This window comes from Chryseobacterium fluminis (assembly GCF_026314945.1).
Lineage (GTDB): Bacteria > Bacteroidota > Bacteroidia > Flavobacteriales > Weeksellaceae > Chryseobacterium > Chryseobacterium fluminis.
In genome coordinates this window covers 226769-247074 of record NZ_CP111121.1, presented here as the reverse complement: position 1 = coordinate 247074, position 20306 = coordinate 226769, and the positions used below count along the sequence as shown (strand labels likewise).

The 20306-nt window shown below is 39.3% G+C and carries 18 protein-coding genes; 4 read left to right on the top strand and 14 right to left on the bottom strand.

All coding sequences use genetic code 11. The annotated features are described in order from the left end of the window. Positions 1-28 precede the first annotated feature (28 nt). The 5 genes from era to ODZ84_RS01065 all read right to left on the bottom strand — a co-directional run bounded on the left by era (position 29) and on the right by ODZ84_RS01065 (position 5326). A complete protein-coding gene (gene era / locus ODZ84_RS01085; protein WP_266175176.1) occupies positions 29-904 on the bottom strand; it encodes a GTPase Era in 876 nt (291 codons plus the stop codon). A gap of 223 nt (positions 905-1127) precedes the next feature. Then, entirely contained in the window at positions 1128-1970 is an 843-nt protein-coding gene (locus tag ODZ84_RS01080) for a sugar phosphate isomerase/epimerase family protein (protein WP_266175175.1), read from the bottom strand. A 16-nt stretch (positions 1971-1986) separates the two neighbouring features. Then, entirely contained in the window at positions 1987-3243 is a 1257-nt protein-coding gene (locus ODZ84_RS01075) for a sugar MFS transporter (RefSeq protein WP_266175174.1), read from the bottom strand. 129 nt (positions 3244-3372) lie between these two features. Continuing rightward, on the bottom strand, positions 3373-4290 hold the full coding sequence (locus ODZ84_RS01070) for a carbohydrate kinase family protein (RefSeq protein WP_266175173.1): 918 nt from the start codon (positions 4288-4290) through the stop codon (positions 3373-3375). Positions 4291-4324: 34 nt separating this feature from the next. Beyond that, positions 4325-5326: a LacI family DNA-binding transcriptional regulator gene (locus ODZ84_RS01065; RefSeq protein ID WP_266175172.1), complete on the bottom strand. Its 1002-nt coding sequence runs from the start codon at positions 5324-5326 to the stop codon at positions 4325-4327. 329 nt (positions 5327-5655) lie between these two features. Between ODZ84_RS01065 and ODZ84_RS01060 the strand changes: the two genes are divergently transcribed. Both ODZ84_RS01060 and ODZ84_RS01055 read left to right on the top strand, forming a co-directional pair. Next, positions 5656-6222, top strand: a complete 567-nt coding sequence (locus ODZ84_RS01060; RefSeq protein ID WP_266175171.1) for a Crp/Fnr family transcriptional regulator — start codon at positions 5656-5658, stop codon at positions 6220-6222. A gap of 114 nt (positions 6223-6336) precedes the next feature. Then, positions 6337-6666: a DMT family transporter gene (locus ODZ84_RS01055; RefSeq protein ID WP_266175170.1), complete on the top strand. Its 330-nt coding sequence runs from the start codon at positions 6337-6339 to the stop codon at positions 6664-6666. Between the two features lie 136 nt (positions 6667-6802). On the opposite strand, the gene ODZ84_RS01050 is transcribed toward ODZ84_RS01055, so the two are convergent. The 5 genes from ODZ84_RS01050 to gpmI form a co-directional block, all read right to left on the bottom strand. Further along, positions 6803-7570: a class I SAM-dependent methyltransferase gene (locus tag ODZ84_RS01050; protein WP_266175169.1), complete on the bottom strand. Its 768-nt coding sequence runs from the start codon at positions 7568-7570 to the stop codon at positions 6803-6805. Then, positions 7570-8379, bottom strand: coding sequence for a type I methionyl aminopeptidase (gene map / locus ODZ84_RS01045; protein WP_266175168.1), 810 nt, complete (start codon positions 8377-8379; stop codon positions 7570-7572). Before map ends, ODZ84_RS01050 begins: the two co-directional genes overlap by 1 nt. A 100-nt stretch (positions 8380-8479) precedes the next feature. Beyond that, complete coding sequence (locus ODZ84_RS01040; protein ID WP_266175167.1) at positions 8480-8911, bottom strand: BT0820 family HAD-type phosphatase; 432 nt, start codon at positions 8909-8911, stop codon at positions 8480-8482. Positions 8912-9005: 94 nt separating this feature from the next. Next, entirely contained in the window at positions 9006-9986 is a 981-nt protein-coding gene (locus ODZ84_RS01035; protein ID WP_266175166.1) for an acyl-ACP desaturase, read from the bottom strand. A 140-nt stretch (positions 9987-10126) separates the two neighbouring features. Beyond that, positions 10127-11668, bottom strand: coding sequence for a 2,3-bisphosphoglycerate-independent phosphoglycerate mutase (gpmI, locus tag ODZ84_RS01030; RefSeq protein ID WP_266175165.1), 1542 nt, complete (start codon positions 11666-11668; stop codon positions 10127-10129). Positions 11669-12248: 580 nt separating this feature from the next. Here gpmI and ODZ84_RS01025 point away from each other — a divergent pair. Next, positions 12249-12572, top strand: a complete 324-nt coding sequence (locus ODZ84_RS01025; RefSeq protein WP_266175164.1) for a translation initiation factor — start codon at positions 12249-12251, stop codon at positions 12570-12572. Position 12573: 1 nt separating this feature from the next. Here ODZ84_RS01025 and ODZ84_RS01020 read toward each other — a convergent pair whose 3' ends face one another. The 3 genes from ODZ84_RS01020 to ODZ84_RS01010 form a co-directional block, all read right to left on the bottom strand. Next, complete coding sequence (locus tag ODZ84_RS01020) at positions 12574-13473, bottom strand: leucine-rich repeat domain-containing protein (RefSeq protein ID WP_266175163.1); 900 nt, start codon at positions 13471-13473, stop codon at positions 12574-12576. A 52-nt stretch (positions 13474-13525) separates the two neighbouring features. Continuing rightward, entirely contained in the window at positions 13526-15679 is a 2154-nt protein-coding gene (locus tag ODZ84_RS01015) for an alkaline phosphatase PhoX (RefSeq protein ID WP_266175162.1), read from the bottom strand. 576 nt (positions 15680-16255) lie between these two features. Beyond that, on the bottom strand, positions 16256-18091 hold the full coding sequence (locus ODZ84_RS01010; protein WP_266175161.1) for a cytochrome-c peroxidase: 1836 nt from the start codon (positions 18089-18091) through the stop codon (positions 16256-16258). Positions 18092-18437: 346 nt separating this feature from the next. Here ODZ84_RS01010 and ODZ84_RS01005 point away from each other — a divergent pair, with 346 nt between their 5' ends. Continuing rightward, the gene (locus ODZ84_RS01005) at positions 18438-19292 is read left to right on the top strand and encodes a nucleoside phosphorylase (protein WP_266175160.1); all 855 of its coding nucleotides are present in this window, start codon (positions 18438-18440) and stop codon (positions 19290-19292) included. A gap of 49 nt (positions 19293-19341) precedes the next feature. On the opposite strand, the gene ODZ84_RS01000 is transcribed toward ODZ84_RS01005, so the two are convergent. Continuing rightward, positions 19342-20175: a hypothetical protein gene (locus ODZ84_RS01000; protein ID WP_266175159.1), complete on the bottom strand. Its 834-nt coding sequence runs from the start codon at positions 20173-20175 to the stop codon at positions 19342-19344. Between the last annotated feature and the right edge of the window lie 131 nt (positions 20176-20306).

The window sequence follows — 20306 nt, the reverse complement described above, 5'->3', positions numbered from 1 at the left end:
ATACAACGATGAATATTGACTTTTTAGTCTACCTGTATCCGAAATTTTTCAGATCTCTGTCGTTTTTACGCCAGTCTTTTTTCACTTTTACAAATAGATTTAAGTGTACTTTCTTGGTAAAGAATTTCTCTAAATCCAGTCTTGCTTCCGTCCCTACTTTTTTAATGGCTTCTCCTTTGTGACCGATGATGATTCCTTTCTGGGTATCCCTTTCTACATAGATGATAGAATCGATAAAAATAATTCCTTCCTTTTCTTTAAACTGCTCTGTGACCACTTCTACAGAATAGGGAATTTCTTTATCATAGTTAAGAAGAATTTTCTCACGAATAGCTTCATTTACGAAAAACCGCTCAGGCTTATCGGTATACTGATCTTTGTCATAATACGGAGGACTTTCAGGCAACAGAGATTTTAATTTCGGCAGAATGATATCCGTATTAAAGGCATTCAGCGCTGAAATAGGAAGAATTTCCGCCTTTGGAATTCTTTCATGCCAGTCTGCGACCAGTTTTTCCAGTCCTTCCTGCGTGGTCTGATCTACTTTATTAAGTAAAAGCAGTACAGGCACCGGAATTTTATTCAGTTTATCAATTAAAAACTCTGAAGGCTCTGCTTTGTCCGTAACGTCAACAATAAATAAAAAAACATCTGCATCCTGTAAAGAATCCTTTACGAAATCCATCATTTTTTCCTGTAAACCGTACTTTGGATCAAGTACCCCGGGAGTATCCGAAAAGACAATCTGTAAATCGTCTTCATTATAAATTCCAAAAATCCTGTGTCGTGTTGTCTGTGCCTTTTGGGTTACAATCGCCAGCTTCTCTCCCATTAACTGGTTCAGAAGGGTAGATTTTCCTGCATTGGGCTTTCCAACTATATTTACGAATCCTGCTTTGTGCATAAAAAATTATATTACAACTGCAAAGTTAATAAAACAAAATCGGTCTTAAGGATTAATATAGAAGTTTTAAAAATAAAACCTCCCGTGACAGAAAGGTTTTATTTGAATTGATAAGGATTTCCCTGAGTTTATCCTACGGATTTTGTTTTCCTTGGGCTTGAAGAGATCATTGGTCATCTGCAACAGCTTCCTGTCTTTTTCTTCGAACCTTGGTTACCATAATTTACCCGCGGAGATGTCTTTTAAGGAATCGGAGGCTTCCTTCTGCAAGCTCACTGGCATCATACGGCGATTTTTGCCACAAAGACACCATTTCCTGCATTCCCGGAACTGAAGATGAGAAGTTCTCCAGCACCAGATTTCCTTGAAAATCAATTTCTCTTAAAGCAGTAAACAGTTCCTGCCAGTTGATGGTTCCCTCTCCCAGCATTCCCCTGTGGGATTCAGTGATATGAATATGTTTCAGCTTGTTTCCCGCTAAAATCACGGGATCATAGAAATTATTTTCTTCCATATTCATATGGAATGTATCGAGATGCAGAAACAAATTGTCTTTTCCCGTCTTTGAAATCATATCCAGTACATTTTCGGCGGTATTGCAGACATACGTTTCATACCTGTTTATAGGCTCAATTCCGATATTAACACCCTTTTTTTTTGCATAGTCTGCTACGGCTGCCCAGACTTCAACAATCGTTTCAGTCTCAGTTTCGGTTAAAGGACTGCCTGAGAACACCCCGATTCCGCCGTGGAGAACACCACCCAGAAAGTCGGTTTCCAGTTCAGACGTTTTATCCACTGCCTTTTTCATCAGCTTTTCAGCGACTTCCGGGTAGCTCGCGATGTGTGCTTCTTTAGGAAGATTTAAAGAACATACGGCTTCAAGATTATGGTCATTCAGCTGTTTCTTTACTTCTCCGGCATTAAAATCCATAGAGACCGGCAGCAGGATTTCGATAAGATCAAAACCTGCTGCTGCCGTTTTTTCAATCGCATACTTCCCTGCTTGCGGGCTCCAGAGTGGAGTAATCCATGAGAGAAGAGAAGCTCCGAATTTTATATTCATTGTCAATTGTTTTATGTTATTTCCTTGTCGGATGTATTCTTTTCGGCTTATAGAATTTCAGCGCAAACAGAATGATGACTACATAGCAGATGATCGGAAGCAGATACGAATGCGCCACATCTTTTTCAGCCAGCATTCCCATAATCGGAGTAAAAAATGCTCCCCCGAACATGGCCATTACCAGAAAAGAGGAAGCCTGCTGTACTTTCCCGCCTAATTTTTTTAATCCGAGACTGAAAATGGTAGGATACATGACACTTAAAAATAAATTAAGCAAGATCAAGCTGATGTAGGAAACCCAGCCGAAACTTTGGGACACTATTAAGCACAATACAATATTACAGGCCGTAAAAATGGCCAGAACTTTATTGGGCGCTATATATTTCATCAGAAATGTTCCGATAAATCTTCCGCCCATCATCAGGGCCATACTTATGGAGAAATAATAGGTCGCCTGAGATTCCTGCATCTGCATTTTTTCAACGCTGTAATTGATAAAAAATGCCCACGTACCTCCTTGTGCCGCCACATTGAAAAACTGGGCTATCACGGCAAATACAAAGTGTCTCTGTTTCCAGAGCGGAACTTCGGAATGTACGGTTTCTATTTCCCGCTCCAGTCCTTCCCGCTCAAACTGTTCCGCTTCTTTTGCATGCGGATCTTTTAAATCGGGAACTTTTATAAACGAAAAAATAACTGCCAGCATCAGAATGATAATTCCAATCCATGTATACAGGCTTTTTACCGAATCCAGAGAATGATCTTCAGCAGAACCACTGAATATAAACAGACCACCCAGCAACGGGCCTGCGATGGCTCCCAATCCGTTAAAAGACTGGGCAAAATTAACCCTTTGATCACTGGTTCGTTCGTCACCCAGAGCCGCCACAAAAGGGTGAGCTACGGTTTCCAAAGTTGCCATTCCCAATGCTAAGATAAACAGGGCAATGCGGAAGAATCCGAATGAGGCCGTGTCTGCAGCGGGTATAAAGAGAAAACATCCGCCTGCAAATAGCGTTAATCCCAGAATCACACCCATTTTATAGCCGAATTTTTTCATGAAGAGTCCTGCAGGAATTCCCATCAACGCATAGGCGCCGAAAATAGAGAGCTGCACAAGCCCGGACCTGGATTTTGAGATATGAAGGACGTTCTGAAAATGTTTATTCAGAATATCACCCATGGTAAGTGCAATAGCCCAAAAAAAGAATAGTGACGTGACAAAAGCCAATACCACGAGGTATTTTCTTTCGGTAAATTTTGCTGTACTCATAGATTTGTTTATTTGCCTGTTGAATATGAATCAGGGTGTTGTTATTTTAGCCTGATCATAAGATAGAGGATATGAACCTAAAAAAAACCGGGGGCAGTATGAGCATTACTACCATACCGTCTTCCGGTTTTACTGTTTACCGGGGATGCCCGTTTGTTTATTTTTGAAGGCTTCAAATTCCTGAAGGTCATAGCCGGGACAGGCCCCGTATTTTGATGTAATCCATGCACCAAGGGATACAGCATTATTCATCATCTCTTCAGGAGATCCTCCCAGGATTCTTTTGGATATAAAACCGGAAAGAAACGCATCCCCGCTTCCTACCGTATCTGCAATTTCAATGGGAACGGCTGCAAAATCATAATGAGTGTCGCCTGTGAAATACCGTGCTCCTTTGCTGCCTTTTGTAAGAATGATTTCTCTGATGTCAAAATGCTTTTGGATAAAAGCAGCTGTTTCTTCTTCACTTTTGTATTCTTTCCCAAGGAATTCCATAATCTGTCTCATTTCCGATTTATTCATCTTTACTATATCAGCATGGTGAAGCAGTTGCCTGATAAGATCCACATCAATAAATGGAGGTCTGAAATTGACATCAAATACTTTGAGTTTTGCAGACTTTAAAAGCTTCAGAAGGGTTTCCCTTGTTTTTTCGTTTCTTGCCGACAGACTTCCAAAGATGAAGGCTTCAGCCTCCGATACGAGTTTTTCATGTTCAGGAAGGAATTCTATATAGTCCCAGGCTACGTGGTTAATGATTTCATAACTTGCTTCATGGTGTTCATCAATTTTCGCGAGTACTGTGCTCGTGGGATGCTCAAGGTCTTCCTGGATATAACTGGTGGTAATTCCCCAGCCCTTCATCCGGTCTGTCAATTTCTTTCCAAGCTCGTCATTCCCAATCCGGCTCAGCATTTTCACTTCGATTCCCATTTTTTTAATATGATAAGCTGCATTGAACGGTGCTCCGCCAGCCTTCTCACCATCCGGAAAGATATCCCAGAGAATTTCGCCGAAACAGACTATATATGTATTTTTATTATTCATCAGGTTAAACGTTTAAGCTAATATATAATTTTTTTTATTGTACCGAATTTTTTTCAATTAATTTAGCCGGAAAGGTAATTTTCCTGCCGTCAGTAGCATAATTGCTGATTTGATCATCAAGTAATTGTACTGCTTCTTTTGCCATTTCTATCAGCGGCTGCCGGACAAAGCTTATTTCTGTAGGGAAAAGTTTATATGCCTCCGTTTCATCAAATGCAATGACAGAAATATCATCCGGAACTTTGATCTGATGTTCTGTAAAATAGCTCAGTCCGGCAATGGCAAGTTTATTACTGGAAAAATAAATGACTGTTTTCTTCGATGCGAGATCAAGGTTTTCCTGGAGAGCAGTCTGAACATCAGCAGTAATACGATCTATACCGACCAGTAATCTTTTTACTGAAATTTGAGCACCGGCCATTCCCTTCTCAAAACCTTCCTGCCTGTCTTGCAGGTGAGGAAGTTCAGTATCGTATCCCACATAAATGATTTCCTCAAAATCTTTTTTAAGGACATAGCGGCAAATATATTCCGATATTTCTGAATTATTAATCATCACGCCGGGAATGTTTACATTTTTCAGGTAACGGTCAATGGTGATGATAGGATATTCTTCTCTGATCAGTTTTAAAATAGATTCGTCTGAATTTACCACCGGGGCTACGATCATTCCGTCTACCTGCTGTTCGGAAAAAAGTTCCGTCAGTTTTTTGAATTTATCGGGATTTTCGTCTGAACTGCCGATCAATATAGTATATCCGTACTTCATGGCTTCGTCTTCGATACAGCGGGCAATACTGGAGTAAAAGTCATTTGAAATATCCGCCAAAATCAGTCCTATCAGTTTGCTTTTGCTCATTTTCAGGCTTTTTGCGATTTTATTCGGAGTATAATTAATCGTTTCAGCTATATCGAAGATTTTCTGCTGTGTGGCTTCACTGATTCTGCTTCCTTCTTTTTTATTTAAGACATAAGAAACGGTTGCTACGGAAACCCCTGCAATTCTTGCTATGTCTTTAATAGAAGCTCTTTTCATACGATTGACTTACAGCGCAAAATTATCTTATAATATACATATAAAACAATAGCCTGGTTTTCTTGGCCAATTCAAAAAAAAATGTATTTTCGCACTTTTTTTTTGCAGTATGTTTAAAAATATTAACTCATTACAAATCAAACATGTATATTTTATTGTTACTGTTCTATTAACCAAAGATTACCTGCTTATTAACAGTTTCGTCATCGTTTACCGTTAATTTAGGTTAAACGTTTATCCTATAATTTTTGAAATTCTTTTCAAATTTTCTGTCAATTCTTTTTTATTCCATATTATAAACCGATAATTTTGAACGGAGAAATTCCTGTATGAGTATTGACGAAATAATTGACAACATAGAGCCGCTACCGGATGATTCGAGAAATAACCTGAAAAAGTATATTACCGAAGTCTCGTATCCTAAAAATTTCTGCCTGATGCAGGCTGAAAAAGTGATTCCCTATCTCTATTTTGTAAAGAAAGGGATTTTGCGTGCGTATGCGACAAGGGAAGAAAATGAAATTACTTTCTGGTTCGGAAGCGAAGGGGAAACAGTGGTATCCATGAAAAGCTATGTGGAGGATAAGCCGGGTTACGAAAATATAGAACTTCTGGAGAATTGTGATCTCTACCGGCTTGAAACGGAGAGCCTTCGAAAATTATTCAGTGAAGATATCCATATCGCGAACTGGGGAAGGAAGTTTGCAGAAAAAGAACTCGTAAAAACAGAAGAATTGATTATTTCCAGACAGTATAAAACGGCACTTGAACGGTATTCTGACCTCATGAGGAACAAGCCGCATCTTCTGAGAAGGGTTCAGCTGGGCCATATTGCGTCTTATTTAGGCATCACACAGGTGAGCTTAAGCAGAATCCGGGCAGAGGTCAAATTATGATGGATCTGAAAACCGAAGTTTTATGGATCGATGCAATAAATAATTTTATTTTTTAACAATTGTAAAATTTTTCCGAGCTGGAAATAGGGAACTTTGCAGCAGAAAAATTAAAAAATGAATTGGATTATCTTGGTTATCGCGGGACTATTTGAAGTCGCTTTCGCTTCGTGTTTAGGAAAGGTAAAAGAAACTTCGGGAACAAGCATGTATTTATGGTTTGCCGGCTTCCTGGTATCCCTCACGGTAAGTATGCTGCTACTGATAAAAGCTACGCAGACACTACCCATCGGGACGGCTTATGCGGTCTGGACAGGAATAGGTGCGGTAGGAACGGTTTTAATGGGAATTTTCTTTTTTAAAGACCCTGTAAGCTTCTGGAGAATTTTTTTTATCGTCACGCTTATCGGTTCCGTGGTAGGTTTAAAAGCTGTTTCATCTCACTGATCATATAAAACACCGGAACACAAAAATTTAACCGTTTTCATTCTGAGAACGGTTTATCCCGTTCCATCGCTTTATTTTTATCCTCCCGGCAAATTGAGTACAAATAAAGACCGTCTCCATTATGAAGACGGTCCTTTTATTTTTTGAAAACCAGAGGTAAGATTTCATTTTTTCTTAACCCGTATTTTTCAATTTCTTCTTCTGAAAACTGCTGAGAATATAAGTTGGCTTCAGCTTCAAAGCCTGCTTTTCTCAAACGGTCAAAATAATCCATTCCGTACCACCGGACATGATCATACTGACCAAAATGTTTCTGACGTTCTTTAGGATCTTTAATGGTAAAGTCTTCATAGGTTTTTTCATGAGAATTTCTCATCGGCACCTGAAGTATTCCCCACCCTCCTGGCCGCATTACCCGGTAAAGCTCACTCATTGCTTTAGCATCATCTTCAATGTGTTCCAGCACATGGTTACAGAATACAATATCAAAGCTTTCATCCGGAAAAGGAAGATCCAGAATGTCTGCCTTTACATCTACAATGGGCGAAAACAGATCTGCAGAAACATAATTCAGATTGCTCATTCTCTTGAATTTCTTCAAAAACTCCTGCTCGGGTGCGATATGAAGCACTTTATGGTTTTTAATAAAAAAATCGGTTTCGTTCTGAAGATAGAGCCACATCTGGCGATGCCGTTCCAGGCTTAAAGTTCCCGGAGACAGTGCATTTTCACGCTGTTTTCCATATCCGTAGGGAAGAAATTTGCGGTAAGATCTCCCATCGATAGGATCATAAAACTGATCGCCTTTAAAAAACTGATAAATCAGAGGTCTCGCCCAGATACTCATTTTGATAAGCCATGGACGCGGAATTTTATTTAATAAAAACTTCGTTACCTGTTTCATTAAAAATCCATTTGAAATGGCTTTTCTTCATCACTTACGATCCCTAAGGCATCATAGATATATTGGAAGGTAGAAAGCAACACCGGTTTTCCGTTATAAACAGCCACGTCATGCTCAAAGTGCGCCGAAGGCTGGTTGTCCAGGGTAGTGACTGTCCATCCGTCATTATGGAATTTCACTTTTTCCGTACCAAGATTGATCATTGGTTCGATAGCAATGGTCAACCCGTCTTTGATTACTTTACCACTTCCCTGTCTTCCGTAATTCGGAACCTGCGGATCTTCGTGCATTTTTCTTCCGACTCCATGTCCTACGAGCTCTTTAACAACACCATAGCCTTCTTTTTCACAGTGGGACTGAATGGCATGGGAAATATCTCCGATTCTCTTTCCTCTCACACATTGTGCAATTCCTTTGTAGAGAGATTCTTTGGCTACTTTCAATAATTTTTTAGTCTCAGGCTTTACTTCTCCTATTTCGAAAGTGTAGGCATGATCACCCACAAACCCGTTTAAGACAGCACCACAGTCTACAGAAAGTACATCTCCTTCTCTGATCTCTTCGTTGCTTGGAAAGCCATGAACGACCTGTTCGTTCGGAGAGATACACAGCGAATACGGAAAGCCTCCATATCCCAGGAATGCAGGTTCTGCACCGTGATCTTTAATAAAATCATGCGCTAATTTATCCAAATATAAAGTGGTAATCCCAGGTTTTATTTCTTTCGCCAGCATTCCTAACGTTCTGGAAACTAACTGGGCACTTTCTTTCATAAGACGAAGCTCGTCTATTGTTTTTAATTGAATCATGTTCTAATTTATAAATGTAACCCTATAACAGTGCATCAGCGTGACGATAACGGTGTGTTACGATTAATTGCTATATTGTTAAATTGTTAGATTGAATATTCTACCAGAATAATCCCTTTTTCTTTTCTTTTTTAAGCTTTGAGTAGGCCAGGACTTCTTTGCCTTCTACCCGGAATTCTATTCTTTCCTGAATAATATTGTAGATCTCGCCCCAACCCGGAAAGCCACCTAAATTTCTGTCATCAATAAACCAGTCTGCATCCAGTTTTCTGGACTGGCTTGCAGAATCAAATACTTCACCATCGAAACTTGAATTGACGGCATAAAATTCTATTCCGTTCTTTTTACAGAATTCTACCGCCTCATCCAGTGTTTTTCCGTGTCTGTACGTCCAGAGAATTAATCGGTATCCTTCAGCCTGAAGTCTTCTCAATGTTTCGAAGGCAAAAATTTTTGGTTTGCCAATTGCCGGATATGCATCATCCACTATAGTTCCGTCAAAATCAACAGCAATTTTCTTATTGTTCATCATGTTTTTGATTATGATTTAGATTGGCAAAGATAAGAAATAAAAAGAGTGCTAAAAAAATTAGCACTCCACTTTATCATTTAATTATAATTTATCACTAGCTTTTTACCCATTTGAACTCAAACTGTAAATCAGGTGTCGAAATCCTGTCGGTAATCTTCTGCAGTCTTCCCGGTAATTTCATCAGGTATTCCTGAGCTTTTTCTGCTTTTTCATTAAGCCCTTTTACATGTTCGATTTTCCATTCGTCAAGAAGATCTTTCAGAATATTGATATAATCCTGACCGGTATACACCATACATCTCTGTGCAGCGTCTGAAAAATGTCCCCACAGTTCACCGGCTTTCTGTCCGGACTGTCTCATCATATGCGCCGGCATAACGATCTTCTTACGCATCATATCTTCGAATGCCAGGATCATTTCCGATGGATCTATTTCTAAAATCTTAGTTACGAAATGCTTATAAGCTTTTGCGTGTCTTGCCTCGTCAGCCGCAATCACACCGCACATTTTCGCTAATTTTCCGTTTCCGGACTGCTTTGCTAATGTTCCTACTCTTCTGTGAGAAATATTGGTGGCTGTTTCCTGGAAACTTGTATAAACAAAATTTCGGTACGGATCCATGCTTGTTCCAAGATCAAAACCGTCATTAATCAGATACTGGGTCGTAACTTCAAGTTCTCTCATATTCACCCTTCCGCACAGATACAGATACTTGCTCAAAAGGTCACCGTGCCGGTTTTCTTCACCGGTCCATGCTCTTATCCAGTTGGCCCATCCTATTTCATTTTTTTCCTGATCTATTCCGTCTACTCCCATTAACCATGATTCGTAAGACGGCAGAGCTTCCTCAGTGATACAGTCTCCGATTAATGTGACGAAAAGATCATAAGGCATCTCGCGGGCGAAAGTCTGGATCTCTTCCAAATCGTATTTAAAATCTGGGCTTGAAGGATCAGGAAGATAGTCTGAAGGCTGCCAGATCTTTTCGATCGGCGTTAAAAATTTATCCAGGAAAGAACCAACTTCCTTTTCCAGAATCCCCATTACTTCTTTTCTGACAAGCTTTTGATACATTTTTACTATTTAGATTTTAATTTGCAAAGATATGATTTATTTATTATTGTAAGCATAACAACAATCGTGCCTGATATAAATCATAAATAAATGCCGTTACTCATATTATAACGGCATTTATATAACATTATTATTTAATTTTAGCTAACTAAAATATCTCCGTTCATAATTTCCGGAATTTCCACTCCCATAACGTTTAAAATCGTTGGAGCCACATCACCCAGTTTACCCGGTTTTAAATTCCAGGTACGGTCTTTATCCATAACGATGAAAGGAACAAGATTAGTAGAATGCTGTGTGTTTGGTGATCCGTCTTCATTAATCATGACGTCTGAATTTCCGTGATCCGCCAGGATAAAAACGGCATATCCGTTTTCATAAGCAGCAGTCGCTACCTTTTCAATACAGCTGTCTACCACTTCCGCTGCTGTTACGGCTGCCGAAAAAACACCGGTATGTCCTACCATGTCTGTATTTGCAAAATTCAAACATACAAAATCAGCCTTTCCGTTTTCCAGTTCGGGAATGATGGCGTTGGTAATATCATACGCTGACATCTCAGGTTTCAGGTCATAAGTCGGCACATCCTTCGGGCTTGGACAAAGCAATCTTCTTTCTCCTTTAAATTCTTCTTCTCTTCCTCCGGAAAAGAAAAATGTCACGTGAGGATATTTTTCGGTTTCAGCGATTCTGATCTGCGTTTTTCCGTTTCTTTCCAAGACCTCACCCATCGTTTCATGAAGCACCTCTTCATCAAAAACAACATGTACGTTCTGGAATGTTTTATCATAATTGGTCAATGTAACATAGTAAAGGTCGAGATTTCGCATGAAATATTCCGGGAAATCCTTCTGGGATAGTACTTCTGTAATTTCCCTTCCTCTGTCTGTACGGAAATTGAAACAGATAACCACATCATGATCCACGATCTTCGCTACAGGCACTACGTTTCCGGTTTGCCTTGAATCGATCATAATGATAGGCGTTAAAAACTCATCTGTTACGTTATTTTCGTAGGAATGCTTAATAGCAGTAAGCGCATCGGTAGTACGTGTTCCTACCCCTGCAGTCATTGCATCATACGCCAATTTTACGCGCTCCCATCTTTTATCTCTGTCCATGGCATAATAACGTCCGGTCACAGTGGCCAGTTTTCCCGTAGTAAGGGTCATATGCTTCTGAAGTTCATCAATAAATTCTAATCCGGAATGAGGGTCACAATCTCTTCCATCTGTAAAAGCGTGCACAAAAACATTCTCATGCAGGCCAAACTCACTGGCGGCTGTCAGTAATCCTTTTAAATGATTGATATGTGAATGTACGCCTCCATCTGAAACCAAACCGATGAAATGTACTTTTTTGTTTTCCCTTTTTGCGTATTCAAAGGCATCCTGAATTACTTTCTGCTGGCCTAATGAACCATTTTCCACAGCCATATTAAGCTTTACCAGATTCTGGTATACTACCCTTCCTGCTCCCAGATTCATGTGCCCGACTTCAGAGTTTCCCATCTGTCCAAAAGGAAGACCTACTGCCAGACCACTTGCTTCGAGCGTCGTGTGGGGAAAATTTTTAAGACAACCATCTATAAAGGGAGTGTTTGCTTTATCCAGTGCAGAAACATCCGGATTGATACCCAATCCCCATCCGTCAAGGATCGCTAATATTGCTTTTTTCGACATTATGTAAACTTTTGTATGACAAATTTATTTATTTTGAAATGAATTTAAGAACGGACAGACTTAAATTTTGTTTAAAATTTGTTTTCTTGTGGGGGTTTTGGGTTATTTCTGAAGTTCTGCATATCTGAATTTATAAATCTGACTGGCTTCGGAAACGTATCAGATTTGAATTACACTGATTTTATACCGGCAATTTTTGGATACGGAATTTTTCATGTAAATCACATCACATACCTCATCTTCCGCAGCCTATTGTTGAATATAAGGATCGAGGAATCCACTGTCTTTTAAGAATAAAAAAGGATCTTCAATATTCAGAATATCATGTAAGGCCTTACGCTTATCAGTCTGCTTATTGAAGTAAGCTTTACACATTTTATATCCAAAGATTTCGCTGATTTCTGCAATTTCATTTTTAGAATTTATTTTTCCTGAATAAAGGACGCAATAGATCTGCCTGCATCCTTCAGAATGAACGGTGTACCTGCTGATTTGCTATATGTGCAATTTACCCATCACAAACAGTCTTTTTTTACGGGACTGCTTGTTCCCGACTTAAATATTTTATTAATTTTGCTTTATGGATTTAAGAGATCAATTGAAAAACCTTTTTCCTGAGCACGATGAGCAGGATTTTGAGATGCCTAAGGATGAATTTAAGCAGCAGGAGCCTCTGGTATGTAAATTTGAGAAAAAAGGAAGAAACGGAAAGCCTGTCACGATTGTTGAAGGCTGGGAAGGCAGTGATGAGGACCTGAAGAAAATTTCGAAAAAAATAAAAACCACACTGGGAATCGGTGGTTCTGAAAAGGACGGAACGATTATCATTCAGGGAGATAACCGTGATAAAATAATGGATATCCTTAAGGAAATGGGATATAAAACTAAAAGAGTCGGCGGATAATCTAGAAATAGATCTGTGTCTGGGGCATCAGGCCTTTCAGTTTAGCAATTGTGTTTTCAGTCATTGGATTGCCTATGAGAATCAGTGTTTTCAGATTTGTCAGATATTTGAATTCCACCGGAAGATCTTTGAGATCATTATGAGCCAGATTCATGCTGACCACAGACTTTAGCCCTTTTACACGGGGTGAGATTTCTTTGATCCGATTATCGCTTACATTTAAAAATTCCAGCTTTGCCGAGCGGAATAAATGGTCAGGAAGTTTTACAATGGCATTCTGCTGAAGCTCGAGGTATTTAATATTTTTGGGAAAGGCAAGGTTTCCAAGATCGTTAATCTGGTTAGAAGAAAGGTTTAATGATTTTAAGTTTCGAATTTTATAGAGATCTTCGGCAATAAAACTGATCTGGTTTCCCTGTAAGTTAATCTCTTCCAGAGAAGGAATTCTGAGTAAAGCTTCGGGAAAAACATTCAGGCTGTTGGCGTCCAGGTGAATTGATTTTAAGTTTTGAAGTTTCGCAAGATTAGGATTGATATCCGTCAGGCTGTTCAGGTTGATCGAAAGTGTTGTCAGCTTTGTCAGTTCCCCTATTTCGTCGGGGATAAATTTGATGCTGTTTTCATTGGCATTTAAAATCTCAAGCTCTTTCAGCATAAATATCTCAGCATCCATCTTCTCTAATTTATTGGCCATGATATTCAGAAAAAATATAGAAGAAAGCTCTTTGATCCGGGGAGGAATATTAAACAGTCCTTTTTCTCTGAAACTCATGCTGTAAACCGTTTTTCCGCTTTGTAAGGCTTCATCGATATTGGTATACGTAGGATATTTTACCGGATCAATCTGTGCATTGACCTCAGCAAGAGAAAGCAGGGAAATAATAACAAAAAGTTTTTTCATACTTAAAAAAGCCGCCGATAATAAATTACCGGCAGCTAAAATTATTAATAAGTTATTTTTTCAGAAGCTTAACGGTCTGCTGGAATCCGCCCTCTGCTTCAATATTTAAGATCAACACTCTTGATGCTTCCAGCTGAGAAGTGAAATCAAGATCCAATGATTTGTTTGTTCCCTGGAATTTCCTGCTGAAAACAATTTTCCCGTCGATGCTGTAGGCTGTTACTACGATATCTTTCAATCCTTTAGGAGAATTGATTTTTACAACTCCTGAGGTCGGGTTCGGAGCAATGGTTACCGTATTTTCTTTCTGTACATCTACAGTTCCTAAAGAACCTGTTGTTCCCAGATTATTTTTAAGGGCCACTACGATGGTTGCCGATTTCCCTTTATAATCGATGGTATTTCCTGTTGCATCTACATCTGTCGCAATGGTAGAATCCGGATGCTGAATAGAGAAGAAACCAAATTTATGGTCAGGCGTAAAGGTAAGACCGGTCGGTTCTGAACCTGCAGGCATGGAAGCAAAAAGCTTCACTTTAGGATTGGCGGCAGTATGATCCGGAGCAATTACCCAGATATAGTTTTTGCCACCGTCCTGTAATACCCAAAGGTTTCCAAGTTCATCAAACGTAAGGTTATCGTTTCCGTCTCCCCAGGCTTCAGATTTTGTTCCCTGAGCGGTATCGAAAGAATAAACCGTGGAAGATCCTCCTGCAAAGGTTTCCATCTGGGTAACGGTAGTTCCGTTGTCCTGCATACGGTATACCCTGTCTAAACCTTTGGCTGTAAAATAGATTTTACCATCCAGCGGGCTGATGTCTACATCCTCCACTCCATTGAATCGTGTTCCCCCAAGAGATTGCGCCAATGCAGTTGTATTGTTCTGGTCTGCTTTCATTTTGTTAGGAACCTGAACCCACGTAGCGGTAGTTGTTACCGGATCTCCTGCCGTTGTCAATCCCTGATCCAGTTTCAATACATAAAGATTTCCAGATGCAAGGTTGTTCGGCGTATCCATTACATATTTATATACCATGTGTGTTCCGCCGTCTTCTCCGTAGTAAGCGGTGGTTCCCGCGTTATTGATCACCACATTTTCATGATTCATGATCCCCATCTGCCACAGCTTTCCTTTTGATCCGTCTGCATTTTTAGAAACTACCTGAGCAGTTGTGGGATCTATTTCGACCAGCCATCCGTAGTCTTTCATCCCATCGGCATTCACGTCATTGGATGTTACAGATTCTTCCGCTGTGACTACGGTTCCCCAAGGTGTTACCCCTCCTGAACAGTTTCTGATCGTCTGGACCAGACTTGGATCTGAAAAGCTTACCGCTCTTGACCGTGATAACTGCCAAAGTTTTGATGTTGCGTTATAGTTGATCTCCGCCATCGTTACCCCACCAGGATTGGTTTCGTGGTTTACTGACAGAAATCCGTTGGTGCTGCTTCCGGTTTTAGGAACATAGGCTGTAAAATCGTTCTGACCGCCAACCAGTCCACCGCCCTCTGTATAGCTGTCGCCTTCTTTCAGGATGAGCTGATACTTATGCTCCGTAGGAATAATTAATTTATTGGTCTGCGCCGTGGGAACAATAGAGGTAAAGCAGCTGATATGCGCTGCATTACAGGCTACCGGCGGATTTGTTGTATTGGCTACGGTTTTAAGGTAAGCATCGATCCTGAGATCAGAACTTGCGGCACCTCTGTTGTGTAATTCAATAGAAATCCTGTTGGTCCCGTTTACAAATTTTGATTTCGGTATAGAGAAGATATTATAGGTACTTTCTGCAGTCCCGTCGATGGTAGTACTGGACCAGGTATCGAAAGTAATCGTTCCCGCCGGCATATTGTCTCTTACGATTTCTTCGCCGTTAAGGTATACGACAATACCATCATCCCTCATGATTCCCAGTTCCATGGTATCCGTAAGGTCTGAAAGGTTTACGGTGATATCCTTAGCAAAGTAAGCGGTTACCAGTCCTGAGCTGATGGTGGTCGTTACCGGATCGCCATATCCAAGAGGTCCGTTACCCGTAGACCACGAAGAAACATCATAGGTCTTTTCTTTCCACTGAGCAGGCTGAGCCACATTGTTGTCTTTATAGCTCCACGCTGAGTTTTTGTTGAAAATAAAAGTCTGCGCCTGAAAAGCAGAACTTGTCATCAACGCCAGAGTCGCAATTGAGAGTAGTTTTTTCTTCATTTTATTTTTAGATGTATTAGATGCTGCAAAGCTATCTGAATGTTGCGAACCCTCTATTAATAGGAGTTTAAATAAATCAGGACCAATATTAATTAATAGAAAACCGAACGTTAATTAAATTAATTTTATGTTAAATTAAAAAAAGCTTAAAATTCCGGTCGGAATTTGAAATTGTTTTTAAAACTCATTAAAGCTGTTTAAACTTTTCTATTATCACAAAGCAGATCCGAAATATTTTAAACACTTAAGTTAATTTAAGTAATATACTTTACGCAAAGAAGTACACATAAGTTTTTTTGAAAATCTTTGATTTTCACCTGATGTGAACTTAATTCTGCGGTTTTTTTTAGCTTTCTAAAGTATACTTAAGGTGAGAAAGTAAGTACCACACACTGCTACCACATTGCTACCGCACCAATCCACACCGCTACCGCACGAATCCACGCCGCTACCGCACGAATCCCTTCGTGTGGTTGTCTATAACCACAAAGAAAATCCCAGATTTCTAAACACTTAAGTTAATTTAAGTAATATACTTTGCGCAGAAGACACAGATTTTTCAGAATCATATTCCTCCTATTTTGCTTTGGTTTCGCTAATGTCTGTTAATGAGTTCAAAAATGCAATAATCTGCTTCATTTCCGTTGAGGTAAGATTCAGTTTATCCGGAGAAAGTGTCTGATTTTTTATTATCAGTCCCAATCCTTCCCCACCGCCTTCATTGTAGAAATCAAGAACTTCTTCGAGGGAACTGAAAGCTCCGTTGTGAAAATACGGTTTTGTAAGGGCAGTATTTCTTACTGTAGTGGTCTTAAATGAATTTTCGTAGATCCATGAATTTTCTTTTTTTACCGGACTGTCTATTCGTCCCTTATCTCCGTCAAGTTCGAGAGGTTTGTGGTTAATCGGTTTTTTGGTGACCCCGAGCACTTCAGATTCATTTTCATTGAAAAAAGGAGGAACCAATCCTGAAAAATGAGGCGCAAAATGACACGTGCCACAATTGGCTTTTCCCATAAAGAGATTATATCCTTTTCGGGCATCGTCTGAAATCTCTTTTTCATTCCTCATAAATTTATCAAAATCACTTTCAAAAGAATACAGTGAGGCCACGTAAGAACTCAGGGCTTTTGAAAAGTTTTCTTTAGTAATTTTCCCATCTTTAAAGGCGGCTTTAAAGGCTTTTTTATATCCGGGCTTTGTTTTTAACTTTTTAATGATGCTTTCGTAGCTGGTATTAAACTCCTGATCATTGTAGATCACATGTTCTGCCTGCTGCTCCAGATAAAAAGCCCTGAGATCATAGAAAAACCTTTTTGCAAAAACAGCATTATACAGTGACGGCGCATTCCTGAGCACTGTTTTGCCTTCAAGATTGCTTTCGGATTTTGGTTTAAGGTCTGTAAAGGCATTTTCAGGCAAATGACAGCTTGCACAGCTCATCTTTGAATTTTCACTCAGATACTGGTCATAAAAGAGATCTTTTCCTAATTTTCTGAGTTCAGCATTATCTTCACCGGATTTCAGGAGCGTGTAGAAATAAGGATCAAGAAAATCACTGCTGAAAAAGTTTGTACTGTTAACATTCCATCCTGAAAATTCTTTCAGATCATTTTCATTTCCGTCCCAGCTTCCGAATTCCCGGTACAGTGGCTGAATGTACAGTTTGTAGAATTCTATCCTGTCGAAAGTTTCAAAATCTGTATTTTCTGATAAATAAGCGACCCCGTCAGTCAAAATCCGATTGGCGTTCTGAAGATTATAATTTTTAAAATAGATATCATTATTAATATACTTTTTCATCCCTGAAAATGCATGACCGGCTTCTTCCGATATATTTAAGGATCCGGGGGTATCAAAACCTGTTACGCCCAGACTGTAGATCCTGATCAGCTCAATTCTGAGAGGCAGTGTTTTATTTTTCCCCCGGCTGAGGCCGTTTTTGACTGAACTTAAGTAAAATCCGGAATAGCTGTTGTATAAAAAGTCGGTCATTGTTTTTATTTTCTCTTTTTCAGCTGTGGCTTCATCGGAGAATATAAGTTCATCCAGAACCTGCAGCCCTTCGGGAGGAAGCGTATACGCACTGGTTCCGGCCGCTTCAATATGAAACAGCGGTGCTGCATTAAGATGGGTCTTTGTAAACTCAGGATAGTGGTATGCGACATAAAATTCAATTTCCTTAAAAGAATTCCGTGTATTCCTTAATGATTTCCGGAGTTCTTCAGGAGAAATTTTATCTTCCGAAAAATGGTATGCATCAATTTTCAGGCGTTCCAGTTTGCTTTTAAAATCGGCAAGCCCCTCGGTGACGGCAGTATTTTCAGTTTCTGTACTTTTGTAAACAGGATTGAATGACATGACGGCAAAGCCTATCAGAAGAAGAACAATAAATATCGGATAAAACCTCATCAGTTTTTTGCGGCAAAAATATCTTTTCTAAGCTGTTTCAGTTTTAACGGTGGGTTAAATAATAATTACATTTCCGTACCATACAATTTATGGGATAAAAATAAAGTTCAAACCGACAAAAAGCTGTATCTTCACTTCTTCTTTCGTCCGTAAAAAGTAAATTAAGGACATCAGACATCTGAAAAACAAAAAATAATCGTAAAATATAACATTTTGCGGAGTTTGCAGTAAGCCTTTTATTAATCTGTGCTTTTTTAAAAAATATAAACAAATGCAAACAACAGCATTTATAAAGAGCAGACTCCGGACAAAAGCCATTTTTATTAATTAAATTAAAAAACATATCATGCTGAATAAACTAGCAGCTTCAGAACTGGTTCTGAACGACGACGGAAGTGTTTATCACTTAAATCTTTTACCGGAAGATATTGCAGAAAAAATCATTCTTGTAGGAGATCCTGACCGGGTAGCCAAAGTGTCAAAATATTTTGACAAAGTGGAAGTTCAGAAAAATAAGAGAGAATTTTATACCCATACGGGAACCCTGAGAGGGGAAAGGATAACGGTAATGTCAACAGGTATTGGTACCGAAAATATCGATATTGTTATGAATGAGCTGGATGCCCTGGTAAATATTGATCTTAAAAATAAAGAATTCAAAACAGAACATAAGACTCTTCAGCTTTTCAGAATGGGAACATGCGGAAGTGTGAATCCTGATGTACAGGTTGACAATATGCTGGTGACCCAAAATGTGGTGGGATTAGACGGTCTGATGCATTTTTATCAGGACTATTCGTTCGAAAATGAATTTTCTAAAAACTTCCTGGAAAAATTCCCTTATACGAAGATTAAACCGATGCTTTATTTTGCCGACTGGTCTGAAGATTTGGGAGAATTGTATAAAGATGCCAGATACCACGGCAATACGGCTACTTTCCCGGGATTTTATGCTCCCCAGGGTAGACAGCTCCGTTTAAAAGCCTTGGATGATCAGTTTCTGGAAACCCTGAATGATTTGGGGGTAACCAATTTTGAAATGGAAACTTCTGCGATCTATGCGCTTTCAAAATTATTGGGCCACCAGGCGATTACCGTGAATAATGTGATTGCCAACAGAAGACGCGGAGAGTTTTCAGCAGATCATCACGCTTCTGAAAAAAATCTCATCAACTGGGTTCTGGACAGAATTATCAGATAAAAATCAACAACAATAAAAAGGATTTCAGTGAATTGAAATCCTTTCTTTTTTAAGGGCAGTTTTTTTCATATTCTTTAACAATACCGAGATAAAGTGCGGCCTCATATTCAAACATCTTACGGCTGATGTAATCAAGGGTTTCTCCGGTATCCAGATCATTGTCCTTCGCCTGTTTTATGACCTGTTTTTTATACTCTGTTATTCCCTTTCTCATCTCTTTCTGAAAGTTGCGGTCTTCCATTTTCCCGCGGAAGGAGGCAAGATACTTTTCAAATGCAGGACAGTCTTTTCCGGCTACTTTAAAGGCACCGACGAAATTATCAAAACTTCGCTGTACATCAAAAAGATTGATATCCAAAGGCATCACTGCAAAATTTTCCCCGTTATTTTTAAGATAGAATGTAGAATAGGTATATTCACACCGATATGGACCGACCTGACCATTTTTCGTACATAGAATATTCGGATGACCATATACTCCAATTTTACCGTCATAGATACGGGACAGGAAAACATCATTGTCAGCATCTTTCAGAACTCCGTTTCTGTCGAATTCTTTTATTTTTAATTTTTCAAAAGACACTGCTTCTTCATGACCTTCGTCCAGATAAACTATTTTTGCAATTTCCTTTGCTGCTATTTTTTCCACAGGTGATGACTCTGAGGTTCTGAATTCTATTTTCGTTTTGGTATTCACATCTCCGCCTCCCAGTACATCTTTGAAAGTACTGATTTTCGGGATCTGCACCCGGCTCACCAGAACATTCATTCTGTTGCCGTCGGTTTTTGTAATCTCTACAGGAATGTAAGCACTTTTCTTCTGGTTTTGTCCGTACAAAAAAGTCATAGAAAGCAGTAATAGAAAAGTAAAATATAATCTCATGTTGTATTGGTTATCAGTTTGAATATTTAATTCCGCGAACTTATAAATTTTTATACAAAAAATGATGGTTATTGAATTGTTTTAGTGCATCAAGACGGTTGGACGATAAAATTACCATTCTATGATTTCAA

What these genes read in the sequence shown, in the direction of transcription:
- era (WP_266175176.1), bottom strand. Translation starts at nt 904, where the DNA reads ATGCACAAAGCAGGATTCGTAAATATAGTTGGAAAGCCCAATGCAGGA.
- ODZ84_RS01080 (WP_266175175.1), bottom strand. Translation starts at nt 1,970, where the DNA reads ATGAATATAAAATTCGGAGCTTCTCTTCTCTCATGGATTACTCCACTC.
- ODZ84_RS01075 (WP_266175174.1), bottom strand. Translation starts at nt 3,243, where the DNA reads ATGAGTACAGCAAAATTTACCGAAAGAAAATACCTCGTGGTATTGGCT.
- ODZ84_RS01070 (WP_266175173.1), bottom strand. Translation starts at nt 4,290, where the DNA reads ATGAATAATAAAAATACATATATAGTCTGTTTCGGCGAAATTCTCTGG.
- ODZ84_RS01065 (WP_266175172.1), bottom strand. Translation starts at nt 5,326, where the DNA reads ATGAAAAGAGCTTCTATTAAAGACATAGCAAGAATTGCAGGGGTTTCC.
- ODZ84_RS01060 (WP_266175171.1), top strand. Translation starts at nt 5,656, where the DNA reads ATGAGTATTGACGAAATAATTGACAACATAGAGCCGCTACCGGATGAT.
- ODZ84_RS01055 (WP_266175170.1), top strand. Translation starts at nt 6,337, where the DNA reads ATGAATTGGATTATCTTGGTTATCGCGGGACTATTTGAAGTCGCTTTC.
- ODZ84_RS01050 (WP_266175169.1), bottom strand. Translation starts at nt 7,570, where the DNA reads ATGAAACAGGTAACGAAGTTTTTATTAAATAAAATTCCGCGTCCATGG.
- map (WP_266175168.1), bottom strand. Translation starts at nt 8,379, where the DNA reads ATGATTCAATTAAAAACAATAGACGAGCTTCGTCTTATGAAAGAAAGT.
- ODZ84_RS01040 (WP_266175167.1), bottom strand. Translation starts at nt 8,911, where the DNA reads ATGATGAACAATAAGAAAATTGCTGTTGATTTTGACGGAACTATAGTG.
- ODZ84_RS01035 (WP_266175166.1), bottom strand. Translation starts at nt 9,986, where the DNA reads ATGTATCAAAAGCTTGTCAGAAAAGAAGTAATGGGGATTCTGGAAAAG.
- gpmI (WP_266175165.1), bottom strand. Translation starts at nt 11,668, where the DNA reads ATGTCGAAAAAAGCAATATTAGCGATCCTTGACGGATGGGGATTGGGT.
- ODZ84_RS01025 (WP_266175164.1), top strand. Translation starts at nt 12,249, where the DNA reads ATGGATTTAAGAGATCAATTGAAAAACCTTTTTCCTGAGCACGATGAG.
- ODZ84_RS01020 (WP_266175163.1), bottom strand. Translation starts at nt 13,473, where the DNA reads ATGAAAAAACTTTTTGTTATTATTTCCCTGCTTTCTCTTGCTGAGGTC.
- ODZ84_RS01015 (WP_266175162.1), bottom strand. Translation starts at nt 15,679, where the DNA reads ATGAAGAAAAAACTACTCTCAATTGCGACTCTGGCGTTGATGACAAGT.
- ODZ84_RS01010 (WP_266175161.1), bottom strand. Translation starts at nt 18,091, where the DNA reads ATGAGGTTTTATCCGATATTTATTGTTCTTCTTCTGATAGGCTTTGCC.
- ODZ84_RS01005 (WP_266175160.1), top strand. Translation starts at nt 18,438, where the DNA reads ATGCTGAATAAACTAGCAGCTTCAGAACTGGTTCTGAACGACGACGGA.
- ODZ84_RS01000 (WP_266175159.1), bottom strand. Translation starts at nt 20,175, where the DNA reads ATGAGATTATATTTTACTTTTCTATTACTGCTTTCTATGACTTTTTTG.